Here is a 17,897-nt window from a genome sequence, read left to right as displayed (position 1 = left end):
GTTTCCATGTAAGGTGCTGGCTGCTGTGAGGTCGTCGCTGAGGAGGAGAAGTGCCGCCGTTGGTGATGTTGCGGGTACGCAGGACTGCTTATGCGCTCGTCACTGCCATCGGACGGGGGCAGGGGTGAGGACTGAGGGAAGGGGACGCGGCCTGCTGGGCGTGGTGTCCGGCAACACCCCTGAAGCGCGAGGCCGCGTCCTGGACCTGCTGCGGCGCGCCTCCCCCGACGCGTTGGTGCTCTCCGTCTCGGTCCACGGAGGCGTGGCGGGGCGGTACCCCTTTGTGCAGCGCTTTGCCGTGGGTGGTGATGAGCGGCAGCGGGCCTCGTTGTCTCAAGTGGCCACGGGTGACCCGACAGTGATCGTTCGCCAGGATCTGGGTGTCATTGCCAGGGCCGCCCCGCGCCCGCATGTCGTGCTCGCGCTCCCTGACAACGTTGACGCCCTGCCGTTTCTGGCCGAGCTGTGGCGGAGCCCGCTGGGAAGGACTCCGCTGTCGGACCACTACGATCTCGCGCCGCTCGCCGTCGGCGTCGACCCCGCCCGACTGCTGAGCGACCTGCGCTGTGTGCACCGCGCCGTCCACCTCTTCGGTGACCATCCGCAGGCTGTCCCCCTTACACTCGCCGAGGCCGCGGCCCGGCAAGTGGAGGCTGCCCACGTGATGGTCCTGCGGAATGGAGGAGTGGAGGACTGCGGCCGCCTTGACGGCTCCCGTGCTCTGCTCGCCCATCTCAACCCGTCCGCCCTGGTCCTCCTCGATGGAGAAGAACGCGACGGCACCTTGCTGACGCCTTTGATACGACCCGGTTCCGGGTGGGCCGCGGCCGGGCCAGCCGACCGGCTCGATGTCATCGCCCCCGCCATGCGCCGCCGTGGCATCGACCGCGGCGTGGCCTCGGTGCTGTGGCGGTCCCGGCGCCCGTTGCACCCCCAGCGGCTGGCGGAGAGCCTGCCCCAGGTCATGCCCGCGGTGGTGCGCAGCCGCGGCTACCTGTGGGTGGCCACCCACCCGGACGCGGTCATCTCCTGGCGCTCGGCCGGCCGTCATCTCGAACTGCGGCAGGCGGGGAGTTGGTTGGAGGACGGGGATACGGGCGCGTGGCGCGCCGCGTCGTCCGAGCGTCGAACCCTGGCCTCATGGCACTGGGATGACCGCTACGGCGAGCGTCGCAACGAGATCGTGTTCATTGGAGCGGAACTGGACGAGGACCGGCTGCGGGCCGCGCTGGACACCGCCGTACTCGACGACGGTGAACTGGCACTCGGCGCCGACCGCTGGGCCGGCCTGCCCGATCCGCTGCTCGGCACCGCGACCCAGGACCCCAGGACTGAACCGTAGGTGGAGTGCATCCGGCTCATGGCCGGATGCCCCCACTGACGAGGTGGTTCCCACCGGGCGTGATGCCTACGCAGGAGGGCCGCCGAGCGCGGTGAGGTCCAGCCCGCGGGCAGGGCGGGTCTCGACGATCCGGCCCCGGCGCATGATCGCGACGCGGTGTGCGAAGTGGCGTACGAGTGCGAGGTCGTGGCAGATGAACAGATACGCCAGCCCGTAGTCCTCTTGAAGGGCGGTGAGCAGATTCAGCACCCCGGCTCGCACCGACGGGTCGAGTGCCGAGACCGGCTCGTCCAGGACCAGCAGGCGTGGTTCCCCTGTCAGCGCTCGCGCGATTCCGACTCGCTGGCACTGTCCGCCGGACAGTTCGTGCGGCAGCCGGCCGCCCAGCGAGGCGTCGAGGCCGACCGTCTTCATCAGCTCCTCGATCCGACCGGGTGCCGGTGGCCTCCCTCGGACGCGTAGGGGTTCGGCGATGGCGTCGCGGACCCTCAGGCGCGGGCTGAGCGAGCCGTAGGGGTCCTGGAAGACCGGCTGGAACCGTGGCCGCAGCGGACGTAGCTCCCGCTCCCGCAGGCCGGTGAGCTCCCGTCCCTCGAAACGTACGCTCCCACCATCCGGGCGGCGTAGCGCCAGTGTGGCCAGAGCGGTGGAGGATTTGCCGCAGCCCGACGCACCGACCAGGGCGAGTGTCTCGCCCGCGTGGATCTCGAAGGAGACCCTGTCGACGGCGGTGTGTCGGCCGTAGCGGACGACCAGGTCGGTCACCTTCAGCAGCGGGTCGGTCATGCCGGCGCCTTCCGTGAGAAGAGTTCGGTCGCCGGTACCGGGAGATCCTTCGAGCGGTGGCATGCGGCCAGTTGCCCCGGCTCCCCGGACTCGGTCAGTGCGGGCTCATGGCCGGCGCACTCCTGCCCGGCCAGCGGGCAGCGGGGTGCGAAGGCGCAGCCGCGCGGAAGGTCGGTCGGCGACGGCGGCGTCCCGTCGATTGACGGCAGCCACCGGTCCGCCGGGTCCACCTCGGCGGGCGGCCGGGAGGCGAGCAGGCCGGCGGTGTAGGGGGCTCGGGGCGCGCGGAACACCGGCTCCACCGGGCCCGATTCCACGGCCCGACCGGCGTACATCACCAGGACCCGGTCCGCGTTCCGTGCGACGATCCGCAGGTCATGGGTGATCAGCACCAGCGCCGCGCCGGTGGCCTCGCGCGCTGTCGCCAGCACGTCCAGAACCTGGGCCTCGATCGCCGGGTCCAGCGCGGTCGTCGGCTCGTCGGCGATGACCACCTCCGGCTCGTTCACCATCGCCATCGCGATCACCGCGCGCTGTCGCATCCCGCCCGAGAACTCGTGCGGATACGCCCGCGCCCGCCGCGCGGCGTCCGTGATGCCCACTCGATCCAGGGCCGTCACAGCGCGGGACCGGGCCTCCTTGCGGGAGGTCTTCGCGACGGACCGCACGGCTGCGGCGATCTGGTCGCCGATCGTGTGCACCGGGCTGAGCACGGTCAGCGCGTCCTGCGGCACGAACGCCATCCGGCGGCCCCACACGTCCGCGCGGGGTCTTCCGATGAGTTCACGCCCGCGCAGCCGCACGCTGCCGGTGACGCGGGCCCCGGGCGGAGGCATCCCGAGGACCGCCCGCCCGGTCAGGGACTTTCCGGCTCCCGACTCCCCGACGAGTGCGAGGACTTCGCCTTCGTCCACATCGAACGACACCCCCCGCACGGCGGGAATTTCGGCGTGGCCCCTGTCCCTCAGGGTCACACGAAGGTCGCGTACGGAGAGGACTGGTTCGGGCATGGGATGTCACCTTCGATGCGGAGGGTGCGGAACGGATACGTACCCGGGCGGGCAGCGACCTCACGGGGCGGTGTTCCGGCGCGGTCGCAGGCCTGCGGTCGACAGGGAGACCGCCAGCCCGGCCAGCAGGGCGAGGGCCAGCGCCGGGGCGAGGGCGGCCCAGGGAGCCCGCTCCACGTACAGCCGTGACTCGTCGAGCATGAGGCCCCATTCGGGGGCGGGCGGCTGGGCGCCGAGCCCCAGGAAGCCGAGCGAGGCCAGCGCGAGCGCGATGCCGGGCAGCCGCAATACCGCGTGGCGGGCGACCGGGCCGGCGACCGTGGGGAGGATGTGCCGGGTGAGGATCCACAAAGGCCGAGCGCCGATGGCCCGTTGGGCGGTCAGATAGGCCGCGGCACGCGTCTCCACCACCAGCGCCGCCGCATGCGCGGCGAGTGGCGGCCAGGAGACGAGGGCGACGGCGATCGACGCCCCCGCCGTGCCGGGGCCGAGGACGGCGGCGACGAGGATGCCGACGACGACTGGGGGCAGGGCATTGGCGATATCGGCGGCGCCGGTCGAGACGTTCGACAGGAAGCCGAAGGCCAGGGCGAAGAGATACGAAACCACGCACACGGCGATGGCCACGCCGACCGTCGCGGCGGCGCCGTGTCCCAGCCGGGCCAGGACGTCGCGGCCCAGTGCGTCCGTGCCGAGCGGATGGGCGAACGATGGCACGGCCAGGCGCCCGTCCGTGTCCAGACGGTACGGATCGCCCAGCAGTCCCCAGCCGATGGCAGCCGTCAAGACGGCTGCGAACAGCACTGGCACCGCCCGGCGCAGCCGTGTCGGTTGCGGTGCGACGGGGGCGGGAAGGGACAGTGCCGCGTCCTTCAGAGCTGGCCCGAGCAGCAGACCGCGGACGAGATGGGCCAGCGCGCCTGCTGCCAGCCCGAGCGCGAGCAGGGAGAGCACGGCGCCCTGAAGCAGCGGCAGATCCTGGGACTTCGCGGCGCCGAGGGCGGTGCGCCCCAGGCCCGGCACGGCGAAGACGGTCTCGACCGCGACGGCGCCCCCCGTCAGGCCGACTGCCACCAGACCGAGCTGCGGCACCAGCGCGGGCATGGCCCGTCGCAGTGCCGCGCAGGCGATGCGTCCCCCCGTGACACCCGAGGCCCGCCACAACTCCGCCCACCGCTCACCAAAGGCGGCGGGCAGCGCGTCGTCGACGAGCCGTCCGACGATGCCACCCGCCGGGACACCCATGGCGAGAGCGGGCAGCACCATGTGCGCGGGTCCCTGCCACCCGGAGGTCGGCAGCCAGCCCCACCACACTCCGAGACCGATCAACAGCACGGTCGCCAGGAGGAATTCGGGCACGGCCGCCAGCATCGCGGCCACCGCGCCACCACCCCCGCGTGCGGTGCCCCGCGCACCCCGTACCAGCGCCGGAGTACACAGGGCGGTGGCGACCAGCAGCGCCACCAGCAGTGACGCGCCCATCAGCGTAAGCGAGACGCTGAGCCCGGAGAGCACCGACGACAGTACATCGGTGCCGGAGACCCAGGACTGTCCGAGGTCGCCGCGCACCACCCCGCCCGCCCAGTCGCCGAGCAGAGCAGGCGCCCCGGCGTCCAGCCCGAGATCCCGCCGCACATCCGCCAACGCCTCGCGTGTCGGCTCCTGCTCGGCGGACCGGGCGCGCAGCACAGTGAGCGCCGGGTCCCGGCCGGAGAGCCACGGCAGCAGCCCGACGCCGGCGGTGACGGCGGCCAGCACCGCCATCCGGGTCAGCCCGGCCCGTAGAGCGGCGTTCACTTGACGTAGGTATCGGCGGTGACCAGCTCACGCTCACGCGGGTCCTTGGCGGAGCCCACGACGTCCACCGCATCCCCCTGGATGACCCGCTCGTGCAGCATGGGGATCGCGGCGTCGGTGTTGAGGATCGCGATCTCGGCTTTGAGGATCGCCGCCCGGCGGGCATCACCGGCCGCGGTGGCCTCCGCCTTCCGCACCGCCCCGTCGACCGTTTCGTCGCTGAGCTGGGCGATATTGAAGGAGCCGTCGCCGGCGAAGTCGCTGTGCAGATACGCGGCCGGGTCACCGGAGTCCAGCACCGTCGCACGGGAGAGGACGAAGGCGTCGAACCTCCCCGCCAGGGCGTCGGATTCGATGTTGGCGTACTCGCGCACCTCCAGCTTCACCTTGAAGCCCGCGTCCTTGAGCTGCTGCTGCAACACGGTGGCGACCTCGGGCAGTTCAGCGCGATCGGTGAAGGTCCCGATGGTGAGGGACCGGCCGCCCGGGTCACCGGCCTTGATGGTCTTCGTACGGCCCTCCCGCCCTTCGGCCGCCCAGGGCAACGCCGGCCCCAGCAGCCCCCGCGCGACATCGGCACGGCCTTCGTAGACGCCCTTCACCAGCGCCTTGGCGTCAATGGCCCGGCGGGCGGCGGCGCGCAGCGCCGGTTCGCGGAACGGGCCCCGCTCAGTGTTGAGATACAGGGTGTTGGTGCGCGGCATGGGGACTTCGCTGATCTGGTCCTGATCCAGCAGTGCGGCCTGGGAGACGGGTACGGCTTCGACGATGTCGGCCTCGCCGCTGCGCAGGGCGGCGGCCCGGGCGGCGCCGTCGGGCACGAAAGTGACGTCGATACCAGCGGCCTTGGCCTTGCCACCCCAGTAGTCCGGGTTGGGATCGAGAGTGGCCGAAGTGGTGCCGTTCACCCCCTTCAGGACGAAGGCGCCGGTGCCGGTGCCGACCGGGTTGACCGTCTTCCCCCGGTACGCCTTGGCGGCGAGGATTGACAGCTGCGGAGAGGACAGCCGCTGCGGGACGAGCGGGTCCGTGTCAGCGGTGGTGACAGTGACGGCGCTGTCACCGCTCGCCTTCACCGTCATATCGACCCCGTCCAGGATGCGCGGCTTGGGCGCGGCCTTGGCGGCGGTGTTCAAGGACCGTGCGACCGCCTGGGCGGTGAGTGCCGTCTCGTCGTGGAATTCCACGCCCTGACGGAGGGTGAAGATCCAGGTTCTCTCTCCGGTCTGCCGCCACTTTGTGGCGAGAGCGGGTTGCGCGTCGCCGTCCTTGTCGAGGGTGACCAGGGTCTCGGCGGTGCTCCAGCGCGACAGCTTGAACGCATCGTCGCTGAGCGGGGACAGACCGGAGCGCGGCGGCTGCATCATCGCGACGCGGATGCGCTTGCCCTCGGCGGCCGATGGCGCGCCGGAGGCGAAGCAGCCGGTGAGCAGGAGCGAGGAAGCCACGGATATCGCGGCGTTGGGCAGAGCCTTGGGCAGGTTCACAGGAGTCTTCCTGAGGGCGGCGAGCTGGGAATTTACCTCCTCTTGACCATAGCACACGATAATCATTGTCAAATTTACTGCCGGGAGGCTGTCGAACGGGTGCGAACGCGGGCGCGGCGGGGGCCGCGGTGCGGACGCTGCGGGCCGGAGTACGGCATGCGGCGCCCGCCCGCGTCCGGTGGCCCGGTGAGGGTTACCAGCTGCTCTTGGTCACGCCGGGGAGTTCGCCCGCGTGGGCCATTTCGCGGAGCCGGATCCGCGAGAGGCCGAAGGCGCGCAGATGGCCGCGGGGGCGGCCGTCGATGGAGTCGCGGTTGCGTACGCGGGTGGCGCTGGCGTCGCGGGGCTGGCGGCGCAGCTCCCGCTGGGCGTCGAGCCGTTCCTCCGCCGAGGTCCGGGGGTCGGCGATGACCGCCTTCAGTTCGGCGCGGCGCTTGGCGTGGCGGGCCACGACCACCCGGCGCTTCTCATTCTTGGCGATCTTGCTCTTCTTGGCCATCAGGCCTTTCCTCCCCGGGCGCGGATGCGGGCCACGGCGGCCTCGATGCCGATGGCGTCGATGGTCTTGATGGCCTTGGTGCTGAGGGTGAGCCGGATGTGGCGGCCCTCGCTCGGCAGCCAGTAGCGCTTGCGCTGGACGTTGGGGTCGAACCGGCGCTTGGTGCGGCGGTGCGAGTGGGAGATCTTCTGGCCGAAGCCGGGTTGCCGGCCGGTGAGTTGGCAGTGGGCGGACATGGTTCCTCTCGAAGTGTCCGGGAGTGGTACGCGGAGCACCGTACCAGCTTGATGAAAATGAAAACCAAATCTATGTATGCTGTGGCCATGGCACGCAATGAACTCCGTCCGATCATCAAGCTGAGGTCCACGGCGGGCACCGGCTACACGTATGTGACCCGCAAGAGCCGGCGGAACGACCCCGACCGGCTGACCCTGCGCAAGTACGACCCGGTCGTCGGCCGCCATGTCGACTTCCGCGAGGAGCGCTGACCGCCATGAAGCCCGGAATTCACCCCGCGTACCGGCCCGTCGTCTTCCGTGACCGGGCCGCCGACTTCGCCTTCCTCACCCGCTCCACCGCCACCAGTGACAAGACGGTCGAGTGGCGGGACGGCAACACCTACCCGGTCATCGACGTCGAGATCTCCTCGGCGAGCCACCCCTTCTACACCGGCAACCAGCGCGTCGTGGACACCGCGGGCCGCGTCGAGCGGTTCGAGCGGCGCTACGGACGCGAACGGAGGGACCGGTGACCGCGGACGAGAATCGGCTGGCCGTGGCGGTCGTGGGCGGACTGCACGCCGACGCCCGCCGCGCCGCCGTCGAGGAGATCCTGCGCACGGTGCCCGGTTCCGTGGCGCTGCACCACGATCTGTCCGCCGCCACCGACCGCGCGGTGCGCCGCACCGTGCGCGACGCCTCGGGGCCGCTCGGCGAGGGCGAGGCGCCGCTGGTGAACGACTGCGCGTGCTGTGCGCTGCGCGAGGACATGGTCCCCGAGCTGCTGCGCCTGGCCACGGGCGGCGGGCACCGGCTCGCCGTGGTCGAGTTGTGGGACTCGGTCGAGCCCCAGGCCATGGCCGCCGTCATCGCGGCCGAGGGCCCGCCGCTGGAGCTGACCGGGGTGGCCACCGCGGTCGACCCGGCCCTGATGGTGCCGTATCTCGCGAATGGTGATGACCTCGCCGAGGCCGGTCTCGCCGCGGCCCCGACCGACCAGCGCACCATCGCGGACACCTTCGCCCGGCAGCTGGAGTACCCCACCGTGATCGCCATCGCCGAGGACGAGACGTCCGAAGAGCCCGCGGACGAAGGCGATCTGGCCCTGCTCACCCAACTCACGCCGGGCGCACGGCAGATGCGGCTCGGCGAGGGGGCCCTGGGGCCCGCCCTCCTCCTCGGCTTCGACATCGCGGCGGCGGCCGCTCGGCAGCACCCGGCCTGCGCACTGTTGCCACAGGACAGCGAAGAGCACGGAGTGAGCACCCTCGTCTGGCGGCGCCACCGTCCCTTCCACCCGGGCCGTCTCTACGAAGCGCTGGAGGATCTGACCTGTGCTGCGGCCCGCAGCCGGGGCCGCTTCTGGCTGGCGGACCGGGGGGAGACCCTGCTGTCGTGGGACGCGGCGGGTGGTGCCCTGTGCGTGGAGTCGGCCGGGCCGTGGTTGGCCGCGCTGCCGGACGCCGCCTGGGAGATGGTCCCGGCGGAGCGACGGGTGGCCGCCACGCTGGACTGGCATCCCGAGCACGGCGACCGCTGTCAGCACCTCACCTTCACCTCGCCCGGTCTCGACCGTGACGGGCTGCTGGCGCTGCTCGACTCGTGTCTGCTGACCGACGCCGAGTACGCGGCCGGGCCGGACGCCTGGAGCCGGCTGCCGCACGCCTTCGACGAACTGCTCGACCCGGTCGCCTGACGGCGCCCCACGCTCAACGGACAGGACTCACTCATGGCCCGCCGCACCACCACCGACCGCCGGGGAGCCAAGCGCCCCCGCGTCAACCCGCTCGACGCCGCCGGCATCACCTATGTCGATTACAAGAACACTGACCTGCTGCGGAAGTTCATCTCCGACCGCGGCAAGATACGCAGCCGCCGGGTGACCCATGTGACACGACAGCAGCAGCGCCAGATCGCCCGCGCCATCAAGAACGCGCGCGAGATGGCACTGCTTCCCTACGGCTCCCGTTAGCTGTCCGGTCGCGTCGACCGGACGTTCGCCTCAGTTGCCTCGGAGGAGCGTTATGCCGCATGGACCGGACGACCGTCCGAACCGCCCCTTCACCCTTGTCGTCTGCGGGAGTTGTCGTGGGGAATCCGACGGCGATGAGGTGATGGAGAGCCTGCGCAAGGCTGTCCAGGGCTCTTCGCACGGTGTCCTCGTTTCCACCGGATGTCTCGGCAAGCTCCTGGACTGCCGTCGTCGCCACGGGCTGTACGCTGCCGTCCAGCCGTGTGCGGCGGATCGCAGGCCCAGCGGACCCGTGGCGCGGCTGGGACCGATCGCCACCGTGGCCGACGCCGAGGCGCTGAGCGCGTGGCTACGGAGGGGGATGCCGGACGATGACACACTTCCCGGTCGGCTGCGTGCGGTCCTTTCTCCGGCGGGAGCCGCCCACCTCAACTGACGGCCTCACGGCCTGGCGAGGGCGCATTCTCTACACCGAAGCGGGGCCCCGACGGTTGTGCCGTCGGGCCCCGCTGCGGTCAGGGCGTGTCGCGGATGCCGAGGCGTAGGTGCTCGATGTGGTGGACGGCCTGGTCGAGGAATTGGGCCACGTGGTCGTCGTAGAGGCGATAGACGATGCGGCGGCCGTCGCGGCGCCCGGTGACCAGGCCGAGGGTGCGCAGGAGACGGAGTTGATGGGAAACGGCGGACCGCTCCATACCGACCTCGGTGGCCAGCTCGGTGACAGAGTGGGGAGATTGCCGCAGGGCCGTGAGGATCAACAGCCGCGACGGGGTGGCCAGGGCCTGGAGCGTGGTGGCGACGGACGCCGCCGTGACGTCGTCGAGGCGGGCGGTCGCGAGGATGTCGCGACCGCCCATGGCCTCATCGGCGCGCACGTCCGCGTCCGCGGCCGCGTGCCCGCGTCCGGACCTCTCCCGGTGGGCGGATGAAGTGCAGTTCGAGCGTGGCCGACGGCTGGGCCAGGCCCGGACCGCCGGCGGCCACCCAGCGGAGGAGGTCGTCCATGCAGTCGTCGTCGTTGGCCCACCCGATCCAGGTCGCCCGGCCGCCCTTCGCACGCCCGGCTGTGGCGGGCTGGACCACGATGACATTGGCTTGACCGCAGGGGCCGAGGCAGTCCGTCGTGCGGACGGCGAGGCGGCCGGCGGATTCGGCGGCCGCGGCGCGCAACTGGTCGAGTTGCCACTGATGGTCGACATGGGGTTGCTTGCGTGGGTTGCCGCAGCAGCAGCCCCGGCAGACGACCAGGGTGCACGTCCGGTCGCGGGCGGCCCCGATCGTGGCCTTGACGTGGCTCACAGCGTGGTCCGGGAAGGTAGCCGGTGGGCGCGTATCCGGCCGTCCCGGTACGCGGAGACCAGCAGCTCGGGCCCGGCCCAGGTCAGAGCGGCGACGGTGGTATCGCCGTCCAGGATGCGGGCAGGGGAGAGCCGGGATTCGGGTCGGCCCGCGGTGGCGCGCCACAGCGCGACCGTGCCGTCGGCGCCACCGCTGGCCAGATGGCCGCCCCCGCCGGGACGCCAGGCCAGCGCGGTGATGGTCTCGTGGCAGCGCAGGGAGCGGGGGGCCGTGCCGGCGGGGCCCTTGCCGGAGAAGTCCCAGACGGTCACATCGGGAGCGCCGTCGGCCGCTAGCCAGCAACCGGTGTCGTCAAAGGCGAGGCGGGAGACCTTCTCCGGGTATCCGGACATGGTGAGCTCGCCCGCGTCCCGGGTACGCCAGATGTGGATGGAGGCGTCCTGGTTGCCGCTACAGATCCACCGTCCGGTGGGGGCGACGGCGAGCGCGAGGTGCGAGCCGATGTAGGGGTAGGTCATCACCGGCCTGAGGGTGTGCCGTTCGTGGCACCGCACGGCCCCGTAGGCGGCGACGGCCAGCCGCCGCCCCTGGCGCAGCCAGGCCAGGTCGGTGACGGTGCTGGCAGCGGGCTCGGTGGCCCACAGTTCGCCGCCGTCCGGAGCGAGGACGAGGGCACGGCGTCCGGCTGCGATCGCCACCCGCTCGTTGTCGGCCCACACCGCTGTGGAGGACCAGGCGCCGGTGTCGCGAACCGTCGCACGGCCGTCCTCCCTGCGCCACAGGGCGTAACCGGTGGGCCCGGTGGCGGCCGCGTGCCGGGCGTCCGGGGCCAGGGCCACGCTCAAGGCCCCGCCGGGCAGTTCGAAGGTGCCGATGCACGCCCCGGTGGCGGCGTCCAGGATCCAGATCGTGCCCGCGGCTCCCGCGACGGCGATCAGGTCGTGACACGCGCTGAGTGCGATGGGCGCGTCGTCGACGGCGCTGTCCCAGGCGGTGGCGAGGCCGGTGTCGGATGCGGTGATGCTCATGCGGCGGCTCCGGCGGTGGCCAGGCAGTCGGCGAAACCGCGCTCCAGGGCCTCCCGGTCGAGGTTGCGGCCGATGAAGACCAGCCGGTTGCGGCGTTCCTCGCCGTCGCGCCAGTCCCGGCCGAACTCGCCGACGAGCAGCATGTGCACGCCCTGGAAGACGTACTGCTTGGGTGCCCCGGTGAGGGCGAGGATGCCCTTGGAGCGGAAGATGTCGACCCCTTTGGTCCGCAGCAGTGTGCCCAGCCACCGGTTGAGGGCTTCCTCGTCGAGCTCGCCGGTCAGGTCGATGCCGACGGAGGTGACCGTGGTGTCGTGCTGATGCTCGGTCTCGGTGAGGAAGCTCGGATCCTCGGCGAGCACCCGCTCCAGGTCGAACGCGCCGACGTCCAGCACCTGGGGGAGGTAGATTTCGGCGTGCTGGGCGGGGATGATCTGCACGCCGCTGTTGATCGCGCGGATGCGGTCGGTGACCTCGGCGATGGTCGCCTCGTCCACCAGGTCGGTCTTGTTGAGCACGATCCGATCGGCGAAGGCGATCTGCTCGACGGCCTCGTTCTCCACGCCCTCGGGCTTGACCTCGTCCAGATGCTGGAGCACGTGCGCGGCATCGACCAGGGTGACGATGGCGTCCAGCCGCAGTTGGGCGGCGATCTCGTCGTCCATGAAGAAGGTCTGGGCGACGGGAGCGGGGTCGGCCAGGCCGGTGGTTTCGATCAGGATGTGATCGAACTTCTCCCGCCGCCGCATCAGCGCACCCAGAATGCGGATCAGATCACCGCGCACGGTGCAGCAGATGCAGCCGTTGTTCATCTCGAAGATCTCTTCTTCGGAGTCGAGGACGAGGGCGTCGTCGACTCCGACCTCGCCGAACTCATTCTCGATGACGGCGATGCGCAGTCCGTGGCGCTCGGTGAGGATGCGGTTGAGCAGGGTCGTCTTGCCGGAGCCGAGGAAGCCGGTCAGTACGGTGACGGGGACGCGCTGGTCGTGGGGCTCGTCGGACGTTGGGGTGGTCATGCGGACTCCTTCGGGTTATGGGCGAGCAGGGCGGCCAGCAGGTCGTCCTCGGCGATTTCTGCGACGGCGGCGTGCAGGGTCCACCGGCGGGCTCGGCCGTTCATGGGAAAGACGGCGATGACCGTCTCCAGGGGTGGGCAGCCGGGTTCGGCGCAGGCGAGTTGCCGGATGATGACGGCGGTGTCGTCGTCGAGTCCGAGCAGGCGCCGTACGGACTGCCTCAGCTCGCGCAGCTGCGGGCTCTGCCCCGGGCGGGCTCCCAGTGGCATGGCGGCGGTTCTCCTTCGTCGGTGGCGGGTTGACACTCGCCGCAGATGCCGGTGAGTTCGACGGTGTGCTCCACCGCGGCGAATCCGGTGTCCGCTCCGACCCGGTCGGCCCATCGCTCCACGATCTCGGAGTCCACCGGCCGACTGCGGCCGCAGCAGCGGCAGATCAGGTAGTGACGGTGTCCGTCGGCGGGCCGCGGGCGGTAGAGCCGTTCTCCCGCCTCGTCGCGTACGACGTCGACGCCACCCGTAGCCTCCAGATCCCGCAGGGCCCGGTAGACCGTGGTCAGCCCGATCGGAACGTCGGCCGCGGTCAGCAGCGCGTGCAGTTCCTGCGCGGAGACGAAGTCCTGACAGCCGGTGAGGACGCGCAGGACGGCGGTTCGCTGCCGGGTTCTCCGGCTGGTCATGGCAGATCACCTCCACTGGGAAGTGGCGGGGCGGTACGATTCCGAGGGTAATTGAAAATGAAATCCATCGCCACATGAATGATAGCTCATGCTTCATCGGGGCGCGAAGTCGCGGACACGCAGTGCCGCTAAGGTGGGTCGCCGTATGTCGGCTTGGTGAAGGTTCTGTGAGAGGAGGCAAGTTGGGCAGCGATGTCGACCTCGCGCCGCCGTCATCGTCCGCAGCCCGTGACGGTGGTGGGGTGACGTCTCCCGCCGACGCGGCCGGCGGGATGCGCACCGCGGCACGCATCACCTCTCATGCGTTGATTGCGGGCCTGCCGGTAGTGCTGATCGGAGGTCTCGCCCTCGCGCTTGGGCCCGAGATCTCCGCCGGGCTCGACGATCGGGCGGTGGCGGCGTGGCGGACGGTGTTCACCGCGATCGTCATCCAGGGTGTGCCGTTTCTGTTGCTGGGCACGGTGGTGTCGGCCGCGATCAGTGCGTTCGTGCCGGCGTGGGTGTTCACCCGGGTGCTTCCGCGCAATCCGGCGCTCGCCGTGCCTGTGGCCGGTGCTGCCGGGGTGGTGCTGCCGGGGTGTGAGTGTGCTTCGGTGCCGGTGGCGGGCAGTCTGATGCGGCGTGGGGTGGCCCCGGCGGCGGCGCTGGCCTTCCTGCTGTCGGCCCCGGCCATCAATCCGATCGTGCTGGTCGCGACGTATGTGGCTTTCCCCGGTAACCCCTGGATGGTGGCCGCCCGTCTGATCGCTTCGCTGCTGACCTCCGTGGCCATGGGCTGGCTGTGGATCCGGGCGGGCCGAAAGGAGTGGCTGCGGCTGCCGAAGGGAGCGGCCGGGCACACGCCGGGCGCGAGCCGCGCGGAGGAGTTCCGGGTCTCGCTCCAGCATGACTTCCTGCACGCCGGGGGCTTCCTCGTGGTCGGCGCGGCGGCCGCCGCCACGTTCAACGTCGCGGTGCCGCATTCGGTACTGCGGCTCTTGTCCGACTCCCCGTGGCTCTCGCTGCCCATGCTGGGGCTGCTCGCGGTGGTCCTCGCGGTCTGCTCGGAGGCCGACGCGTTCGTCGCCGCCTCGCTCACCGGGTTCTCGCCCACCGCCCGGCTCACCTTCATGGTGGTCGGCCCGATGGTGGACCTGAAGCTCATCGCCCTCCAGTCCGGCACCTTCGGGCGCGCCTTCGCGGTGCGCTTCTCGTCGGCCACCTGGGTGGTGGCGGTGGCGTGCAGCGCGCTGGTGGGGTGGTGGCTGCTGTGAAGCGCAACATCCAGGTGCTGCTGCTCCTCTTCCTCGGGGTCGGTCTGCTGCACATCTCCCTGCTGACCGATCTGTATCTGCGCTATGTGCGCCCGGGGCTGCGGCCCGCGCTCATCGCCTCCGGGGTGCTGCTGATCGCACTCGGCGCAGTCAGTGCCGCCCGCGACGGCTTCCCGTTCAACCGCCCCCGTACAGACAGCGACGCTCAGGATCAGGACGACGATCAGGACCAGGGCAACGACGCGGACCACGGCCACGGGCACAGCCACGCGGGCGGCCCGAAGGTCGCCTGGCTGCTGTACGTACCGGCCCTGACCATCCTCTTCCTGGCGCCGCCCGCACTCGGCTCGTACACCGCCTCCCGCGACGATGCCAAGGCCCCCAAGGCTCCCGCTTCCACCACCGGTGAAAGTCTTTTCGCGGACCTGCCCGACAAAGGCGTTGTCGAGATGTCGCTGAACGACTTCAGCTCCCGGGCTGTCTGGGACACCGACCGCACCCTGAAGGGCCACACCGTGCGCCTCACCGGTTTCGTCACCCCGGGCCGCCACGGCGCCTGGTACGTCAGCCGCCTGGTCATCAGCTGCTGCGCCGCCGACGCGCAAGTGCGCAAGGTGCGGGTACACGGGCCCGCCGCTCCGCCCGCCGACACCTGGGTGACGGTCACCGGCTCCTGGCACCCCACCGGAAAACTGGGCACCGATGACGCCAGACCGGCACTCGACGTCTCCACCGTCGAACGCGTTCCGGCGCCCAAGGACCCGTACCACGATGTGGTGGTCACCCCGGCCGGTCGCTGAAGGGGCGGTGGCGCACCTGAGCCCCAGGCCAGCGGCCTGGGGCTCAGGTGCGCCGTGCGGCTCAGCAGTCGCGGAATTCGGGTGACTGGTTGAGGATCTGGGAGCGCGTTGAGGTGAACTTCGCATATGTGGCGCCGCTTTCGGTCCCGGGTCGGAACGCGGCCACCCGGTGGCAGTTCATGAAGGCCAGGGTGATGCCGAAGTGGCGCTCCAGACTGCCGCGGATGGCGTTGCTGGCCAGGGCCCGCAGCAGCTGTCCGCGTTCGGCTTCTGACGGGGGCGGGGTCTGGTTGTCGGTGAACTCGGCGTCACCTTCGCGGAGCTTGTCCGCCAGACCGGCGATGAGGTTGTAGGCGTACGGAAGCGACTCGCGGACGGTGGCGACGAAGTCCCGTTCCTGGATCTCGCCCTGTTCGGCCTGGGCGAGGAGCTCCGGTGCGACGTTCAGTGACATGGGATGCGGGTCCTATCGGCTGCGTTGCGGATGTGGATGGGCGGGGGTGTTCAGCTCGATGCCGTGGGGGCGGCGATGGGTGCCTCGGACAGAGCTGCCGGTCCGTGCTGGAAGTCGGGGTCGACCTGGGTGCTCAGGTCCTGGCCGGTGGCGCGGTCGGCCCAGGCGCGGGCGTTGCGCAGATGGAACTCGACTGCCTGCCTTTGGAAGGTCTCCCAGTCCTTGGTGCGGCCGTCCACCGCGATGCGCAGCTCCTCCAGTGCCAGGCGGTGCTCGGGTTCCAGCTCCCCGGTGTGGCGGCCCTGTTCGCGGGCGCGGACCCAGTCGGAGTGGCCGAAGCAGACCAGCAGGTCGTCGCCGACGTGCTCCTTGAGGAAGAGCCGGTCGTCCTCGCCGGTCACCTTGTTGCCGACGACGGCGAGAGGCACGCCGAACTCGGCGGCGTGGTCCTTGTACTGGTGGTAGACGGACACCCCCTTGCGCGTGGGCTCGGCCACCAGGAAGGTCATGTCGAACCGGGTGAACAGCCCGGAGGCGAAGGAGTCCGCGCCGGCGGTCATGTCGACCACGACGTACTCGCCGGGGCCGTCCACGAGGTGGTTCAGATACAGCTCGACGGCGCCGAGCTTGGAGTGGTAGCACGCGACACCGAGGTCCTCCTCGGTGAACACGCCGGTGGTCATCAGCCGGACTCCCGCGATGTCCCGGACGTGGCGGGTGTGCACCGGGTCGGATCCGAGCGGCCGCAGCAGGCGGGAGCCGCGTCCCGGGGGAGTGGTCTTGACCATGGCGTCGGCGGAGGCGATACGGGGGTTGTCGCCGCGCAGATACTCCTTGATCCCGCCGAGGCGAGTGCTGAGCGGGACGACCTCGCGCAGTGCCTCCTCCTCCAGCCCCAGCGCTACCCCCAGATGCTGGTTGATGTCGGCGTCGATGGCGACGACGGGCGCGTCTGAGCGAGCCAGGTGCCGGGCGAAGAGAGCGGACAGCGTGGTCTTGCCACTTCCGCCCTTGCCGACGAACGCGGTGCGCATGGCTGCGCATCACCTCCAGGTGAATATGAATGTCATGTCCGAGGCTTGAAGACTTCCCGGATCGCGGCTTCCCTGTCAAGTTGCCGCCGGTCAAGGGGAGATGGGGTGCGGAGCGTCGCCGTTTGTGCGGCAGGGTGGGGTCAAGTTCTGGCAATGATTTCCATCTCGGGCGGGGGCAGAGTAGTTCTGGAAATCATTTTCATCTACCTTCTTGGTGTTCGTTCCGCCCTTGAGGAGCCCCGTTGCCATGAGATCTGCCATAGCCCACCGCATACGTCCCCGCGCCCTCGCCGGATGTGCCGCCGTCGTCGCTGTGCTCGTCGGCACCAGTGCCTGTTCCACCGCTTCCTCGGACACGTCCGATGACTCCGCCTCAGGCAAGGGGGCGTCCGGCAAGGTGATCCAGATCGTGGCGGCGGAGAATTTCTGGGGCAGCATCGCGCAGCAGTTGGGCGGTAGCCACGTGCACGTCAAGAGCATCATCGACAACCCCGCCGCCGACCCGCACGACTACGAGCCGACCGCCGCCGACGGCCGCGCCGTCGCCACCGCCCGGTACGCGATCGTCAACGGCATCGGCTACGACGCGTGGGCCGACAAGCTGCTCTCCGCCAACCCGGGCGGCGACCGCACCGAGCTGAAGATCGGTGACCTGGTTGGCGTCAGGCCGGGCGGAAACCCCCACCGCTGGTACGCCCCGGCCGACGTCCACAAGGTGATCGAGAAGATCACCGCCGACTACAAGAAGATCGACCCGGACCACGCCGCCTTCTACGACGCGCGGAAGAAGACCTATCTGGACACCACCCTGGCCCCCTACAGCCGGCTGGTGTCCGGCATCAAGTCCACTTACGCGGGTACGTCCGTCGGCGCCTCCGAGTCCATCGTCACGCCACTCGCCCAGGGCCTCGGCCTGAAGATGGCCACCCCCGAGTCGTTCCTCGACGCCATCAGCGAGGGCACGGACCCCACGGCGAAGGACAAGACCGCCATCGACCAGCAGATCAAGAACAAGAAGATCAAGATCTACGTCTACAACAGCCAGAACTCCACCCCGGATGTGCGGGCCCAGGTGAAGGAGGCCAAGGCGGCCGGTATCCCGGTGGCCACGGTCACCGAGACCCTCACCCCGGCAGGTGCCTCGTTCCAGGACTGGCAGGTCCGTCAGCTGAAGGGCATCCAGAAGGCCCTGGCCGAGGCGACGGACAAGAAGTAAGGGC

General features: G+C 70.6%; 23 protein-coding genes. 9 read left to right on the top strand and 14 right to left on the bottom strand.

What is annotated here, in order from left to right; translation table 11 throughout:
- Window positions 1-124: 124 nt before the first annotated feature.
- Window positions 125-1,342 (top strand): GTP-binding protein, encoded by a 1,218-nt coding sequence (locus tag ACJX2R_RS01745; RefSeq protein WP_413098407.1) that lies wholly within the window; start codon window positions 125-127, stop codon window positions 1,340-1,342.
- 66 nt (window positions 1,343-1,408) lie between these two features.
- On the opposite strand, the gene ACJX2R_RS01740 is transcribed toward ACJX2R_RS01745, so the two are convergent.
- From ACJX2R_RS01740 to rpmB, 6 genes are all read right to left on the bottom strand, one after another.
- Window positions 1,409-2,128, bottom strand: coding sequence for an ATP-binding cassette domain-containing protein (locus ACJX2R_RS01740; protein WP_413098406.1), 720 nt, complete (start codon window positions 2,126-2,128; stop codon window positions 1,409-1,411).
- Window positions 2,125-3,138: an ABC transporter ATP-binding protein gene (locus ACJX2R_RS01735; protein ID WP_413098405.1), complete on the bottom strand. Its 1,014-nt coding sequence runs from the start codon at window positions 3,136-3,138 to the stop codon at window positions 2,125-2,127. Before ACJX2R_RS01735 ends, ACJX2R_RS01740 begins: the two co-directional genes overlap by 4 nt.
- A gap of 60 nt (window positions 3,139-3,198) precedes the next feature.
- On the bottom strand, window positions 3,199-4,902 hold the full coding sequence (locus tag ACJX2R_RS01730) for an ABC transporter permease subunit (RefSeq protein ID WP_413105750.1): 1,704 nt from the start codon (window positions 4,900-4,902) through the stop codon (window positions 3,199-3,201).
- Window positions 4,903-4,931: 29 nt separating this feature from the next.
- Window positions 4,932-6,422: an ABC transporter substrate-binding protein gene (locus tag ACJX2R_RS01725; protein ID WP_413098404.1), complete on the bottom strand. Its 1,491-nt coding sequence runs from the start codon at window positions 6,420-6,422 to the stop codon at window positions 4,932-4,934.
- A gap of 193 nt (window positions 6,423-6,615) precedes the next feature.
- Window positions 6,616-6,921: a 30S ribosomal protein S14 gene (rpsN, locus tag ACJX2R_RS01720; protein ID WP_413098403.1), complete on the bottom strand. Its 306-nt coding sequence runs from the start codon at window positions 6,919-6,921 to the stop codon at window positions 6,616-6,618.
- Window positions 6,921-7,157 (bottom strand): 50S ribosomal protein L28, encoded by a 237-nt coding sequence (rpmB, locus tag ACJX2R_RS01715; RefSeq protein WP_413098402.1) that lies wholly within the window; start codon window positions 7,155-7,157, stop codon window positions 6,921-6,923. Before rpmB ends, rpsN begins: the two co-directional genes overlap by 1 nt.
- 87 nt (window positions 7,158-7,244) lie before the next feature.
- Between rpmB and rpmG the strand changes: the two genes are divergently transcribed.
- The 5 genes from rpmG to ACJX2R_RS01690 are packed head-to-tail and all read left to right on the top strand — an operon-like array spanning window position 7,245 to window position 9,547.
- Complete coding sequence (gene rpmG / locus ACJX2R_RS01710; protein ID WP_037951410.1) at window positions 7,245-7,409, top strand: 50S ribosomal protein L33; 165 nt, start codon at window positions 7,245-7,247, stop codon at window positions 7,407-7,409.
- 5 nt (window positions 7,410-7,414) lie between these two features.
- Window positions 7,415-7,672: a type B 50S ribosomal protein L31 gene (locus ACJX2R_RS01705; RefSeq protein ID WP_262700659.1), complete on the top strand. Its 258-nt coding sequence runs from the start codon at window positions 7,415-7,417 to the stop codon at window positions 7,670-7,672.
- The gene (locus ACJX2R_RS01700) at window positions 7,669-8,835 is read left to right on the top strand and encodes a GTP-binding protein (protein ID WP_413098401.1); all 1,167 of its coding nucleotides are present in this window, start codon (window positions 7,669-7,671) and stop codon (window positions 8,833-8,835) included. Before ACJX2R_RS01705 ends, ACJX2R_RS01700 begins: the two co-directional genes overlap by 4 nt.
- Before the next feature lie 33 nt (window positions 8,836-8,868).
- A complete protein-coding gene (gene rpsR, locus ACJX2R_RS01695; RefSeq protein WP_413098400.1) occupies window positions 8,869-9,111 on the top strand; it encodes a 30S ribosomal protein S18 in 243 nt (80 codons plus the stop codon).
- 52 nt (window positions 9,112-9,163) lie between these two features.
- Window positions 9,164-9,547 carry a hypothetical protein gene (locus ACJX2R_RS01690; RefSeq protein ID WP_413098399.1) on the top strand — a complete coding sequence of 128 codons (384 nt, stop codon included), beginning with the start codon at window positions 9,164-9,166 and terminating at the stop codon, window positions 9,545-9,547.
- Window positions 9,548-9,626: 79 nt separating this feature from the next.
- Here ACJX2R_RS01690 and ACJX2R_RS01685 read toward each other — a convergent pair whose 3' ends face one another.
- From ACJX2R_RS01685 to ACJX2R_RS01660, 6 genes are read right to left on the bottom strand one after another with little or no spacing between them, the layout of a single operon-like run.
- A complete protein-coding gene (locus tag ACJX2R_RS01685; RefSeq protein WP_413105749.1) occupies window positions 9,627-9,968 on the bottom strand; it encodes an ArsR/SmtB family transcription factor in 342 nt (113 codons plus the stop codon).
- Window positions 9,969-9,972: 4 nt separating this feature from the next.
- Window positions 9,973-10,410 (bottom strand): (2Fe-2S) ferredoxin domain-containing protein, encoded by a 438-nt coding sequence (locus ACJX2R_RS01680; RefSeq protein WP_413098398.1) that lies wholly within the window; start codon window positions 10,408-10,410, stop codon window positions 9,973-9,975.
- Window positions 10,407-11,438 (bottom strand): WD40 repeat domain-containing protein, encoded by a 1,032-nt coding sequence (locus tag ACJX2R_RS01675; RefSeq protein WP_413098397.1) that lies wholly within the window; start codon window positions 11,436-11,438, stop codon window positions 10,407-10,409. The genes ACJX2R_RS01680 and ACJX2R_RS01675 overlap by 4 nt, the downstream gene beginning before the upstream one ends.
- A complete protein-coding gene (locus ACJX2R_RS01670; protein ID WP_413098396.1) occupies window positions 11,435-12,457 on the bottom strand; it encodes a CobW family GTP-binding protein in 1,023 nt (340 codons plus the stop codon). The genes ACJX2R_RS01675 and ACJX2R_RS01670 overlap by 4 nt, the downstream gene beginning before the upstream one ends.
- On the bottom strand, window positions 12,454-12,726 hold the full coding sequence (locus tag ACJX2R_RS01665) for a hypothetical protein (RefSeq protein WP_413098395.1): 273 nt from the start codon (window positions 12,724-12,726) through the stop codon (window positions 12,454-12,456). Before ACJX2R_RS01665 ends, ACJX2R_RS01670 begins: the two co-directional genes overlap by 4 nt.
- A complete protein-coding gene (locus ACJX2R_RS01660) occupies window positions 12,678-13,136 on the bottom strand; it encodes a Fur family transcriptional regulator (RefSeq protein WP_413098394.1) in 459 nt (152 codons plus the stop codon). Before ACJX2R_RS01660 ends, ACJX2R_RS01665 begins: the two co-directional genes overlap by 49 nt.
- 182 nt (window positions 13,137-13,318) lie before the next feature.
- Here ACJX2R_RS01660 and ACJX2R_RS01655 point away from each other — a divergent pair, with 182 nt between their 5' ends.
- Together ACJX2R_RS01655 and ACJX2R_RS01650 are read left to right on the top strand one after the other, a co-directional pair.
- On the top strand, window positions 13,319-14,389 hold the full coding sequence (locus ACJX2R_RS01655) for a permease (protein WP_413098393.1): 1,071 nt from the start codon (window positions 13,319-13,321) through the stop codon (window positions 14,387-14,389).
- Window positions 14,386-15,189 (top strand): TIGR03943 family putative permease subunit, encoded by an 804-nt coding sequence (locus tag ACJX2R_RS01650; protein WP_413098392.1) that lies wholly within the window; start codon window positions 14,386-14,388, stop codon window positions 15,187-15,189. The genes ACJX2R_RS01655 and ACJX2R_RS01650 overlap by 4 nt, the downstream gene beginning before the upstream one ends.
- Before the next feature lie 61 nt (window positions 15,190-15,250).
- Here ACJX2R_RS01650 and ACJX2R_RS01645 read toward each other — a convergent pair whose 3' ends face one another.
- Together ACJX2R_RS01645 and ACJX2R_RS01640 are read right to left on the bottom strand one after the other, a co-directional pair.
- Window positions 15,251-15,643, bottom strand: a complete 393-nt coding sequence (locus ACJX2R_RS01645; RefSeq protein ID WP_413098391.1) for an SCO5389 family protein — start codon at window positions 15,641-15,643, stop codon at window positions 15,251-15,253.
- A gap of 50 nt (window positions 15,644-15,693) precedes the next feature.
- Window positions 15,694-16,677, bottom strand: a complete 984-nt coding sequence (locus tag ACJX2R_RS01640; protein ID WP_413098390.1) for an ATP-binding protein — start codon at window positions 16,675-16,677, stop codon at window positions 15,694-15,696.
- A 247-nt stretch (window positions 16,678-16,924) separates the two neighbouring features.
- On the opposite strand from ACJX2R_RS01640, the gene ACJX2R_RS01635 reads away from it, so the two are divergent.
- Window positions 16,925-17,893 (top strand): metal ABC transporter solute-binding protein, Zn/Mn family, encoded by a 969-nt coding sequence (locus ACJX2R_RS01635; RefSeq protein WP_413098389.1) that lies wholly within the window; start codon window positions 16,925-16,927, stop codon window positions 17,891-17,893.
- Window positions 17,894-17,897: the final 4 nt, after the last annotated feature.

Source organism: Streptomyces sp. Inha503, assembly GCF_047215865.1.
GTDB classification, from domain to species: Bacteria; Actinomycetota; Actinomycetes; order Streptomycetales; family Streptomycetaceae; genus Streptomyces; species Streptomyces lycopersici.
The sequence above is the reverse complement of the archived record's forward strand: the minus strand, read 5'-3'. Positions and strand labels throughout refer to the sequence as shown.

Bases quoted from the DNA above. Each gene is read 5' to 3' on its own strand.
- ACJX2R_RS01730 (WP_413105750.1), bottom strand. From the start codon at position 4,902: ATGGCGGTGCTGGCCGCCGTCACCGCCGGCGTCGGGCTGCTGCCGTGG.
- ACJX2R_RS01645 (WP_413098391.1), bottom strand. From the start codon at position 15,643: ATGTCACTGAACGTCGCACCGGAGCTCCTCGCCCAGGCCGAACAGGGC.
- ACJX2R_RS01690 (WP_413098399.1), top strand. From the start codon at position 9,164: ATGCCGCATGGACCGGACGACCGTCCGAACCGCCCCTTCACCCTTGTC.
- rpmG (WP_037951410.1), top strand. From the start codon at position 7,245: ATGGCACGCAATGAACTCCGTCCGATCATCAAGCTGAGGTCCACGGCG.
- ACJX2R_RS01740 (WP_413098406.1), bottom strand. From the start codon at position 2,128: ATGACCGACCCGCTGCTGAAGGTGACCGACCTGGTCGTCCGCTACGGC.
- rpsR (WP_413098400.1), top strand. From the start codon at position 8,869: ATGGCCCGCCGCACCACCACCGACCGCCGGGGAGCCAAGCGCCCCCGC.
- ACJX2R_RS01640 (WP_413098390.1), bottom strand. From the start codon at position 16,677: ATGCGCACCGCGTTCGTCGGCAAGGGCGGAAGTGGCAAGACCACGCTG.
- ACJX2R_RS01660 (WP_413098394.1), bottom strand. From the start codon at position 13,136: ATGACCAGCCGGAGAACCCGGCAGCGAACCGCCGTCCTGCGCGTCCTC.
- ACJX2R_RS01685 (WP_413105749.1), bottom strand. From the start codon at position 9,968: ATGGGCGGTCGCGACATCCTCGCGACCGCCCGCCTCGACGACGTCACG.
- rpmB (WP_413098402.1), bottom strand. From the start codon at position 7,157: ATGTCCGCCCACTGCCAACTCACCGGCCGGCAACCCGGCTTCGGCCAG.
- rpsN (WP_413098403.1), bottom strand. From the start codon at position 6,921: ATGGCCAAGAAGAGCAAGATCGCCAAGAATGAGAAGCGCCGGGTGGTC.
- ACJX2R_RS01635 (WP_413098389.1), top strand. From the start codon at position 16,925: ATGAGATCTGCCATAGCCCACCGCATACGTCCCCGCGCCCTCGCCGGA.
- ACJX2R_RS01735 (WP_413098405.1), bottom strand. From the start codon at position 3,138: ATGCCCGAACCAGTCCTCTCCGTACGCGACCTTCGTGTGACCCTGAGG.
- ACJX2R_RS01705 (WP_262700659.1), top strand. From the start codon at position 7,415: ATGAAGCCCGGAATTCACCCCGCGTACCGGCCCGTCGTCTTCCGTGAC.
- ACJX2R_RS01670 (WP_413098396.1), bottom strand. From the start codon at position 12,457: ATGACCACCCCAACGTCCGACGAGCCCCACGACCAGCGCGTCCCCGTC.
- ACJX2R_RS01665 (WP_413098395.1), bottom strand. From the start codon at position 12,726: ATGCCACTGGGAGCCCGCCCGGGGCAGAGCCCGCAGCTGCGCGAGCTG.
- ACJX2R_RS01675 (WP_413098397.1), bottom strand. From the start codon at position 11,438: ATGAGCATCACCGCATCCGACACCGGCCTCGCCACCGCCTGGGACAGC.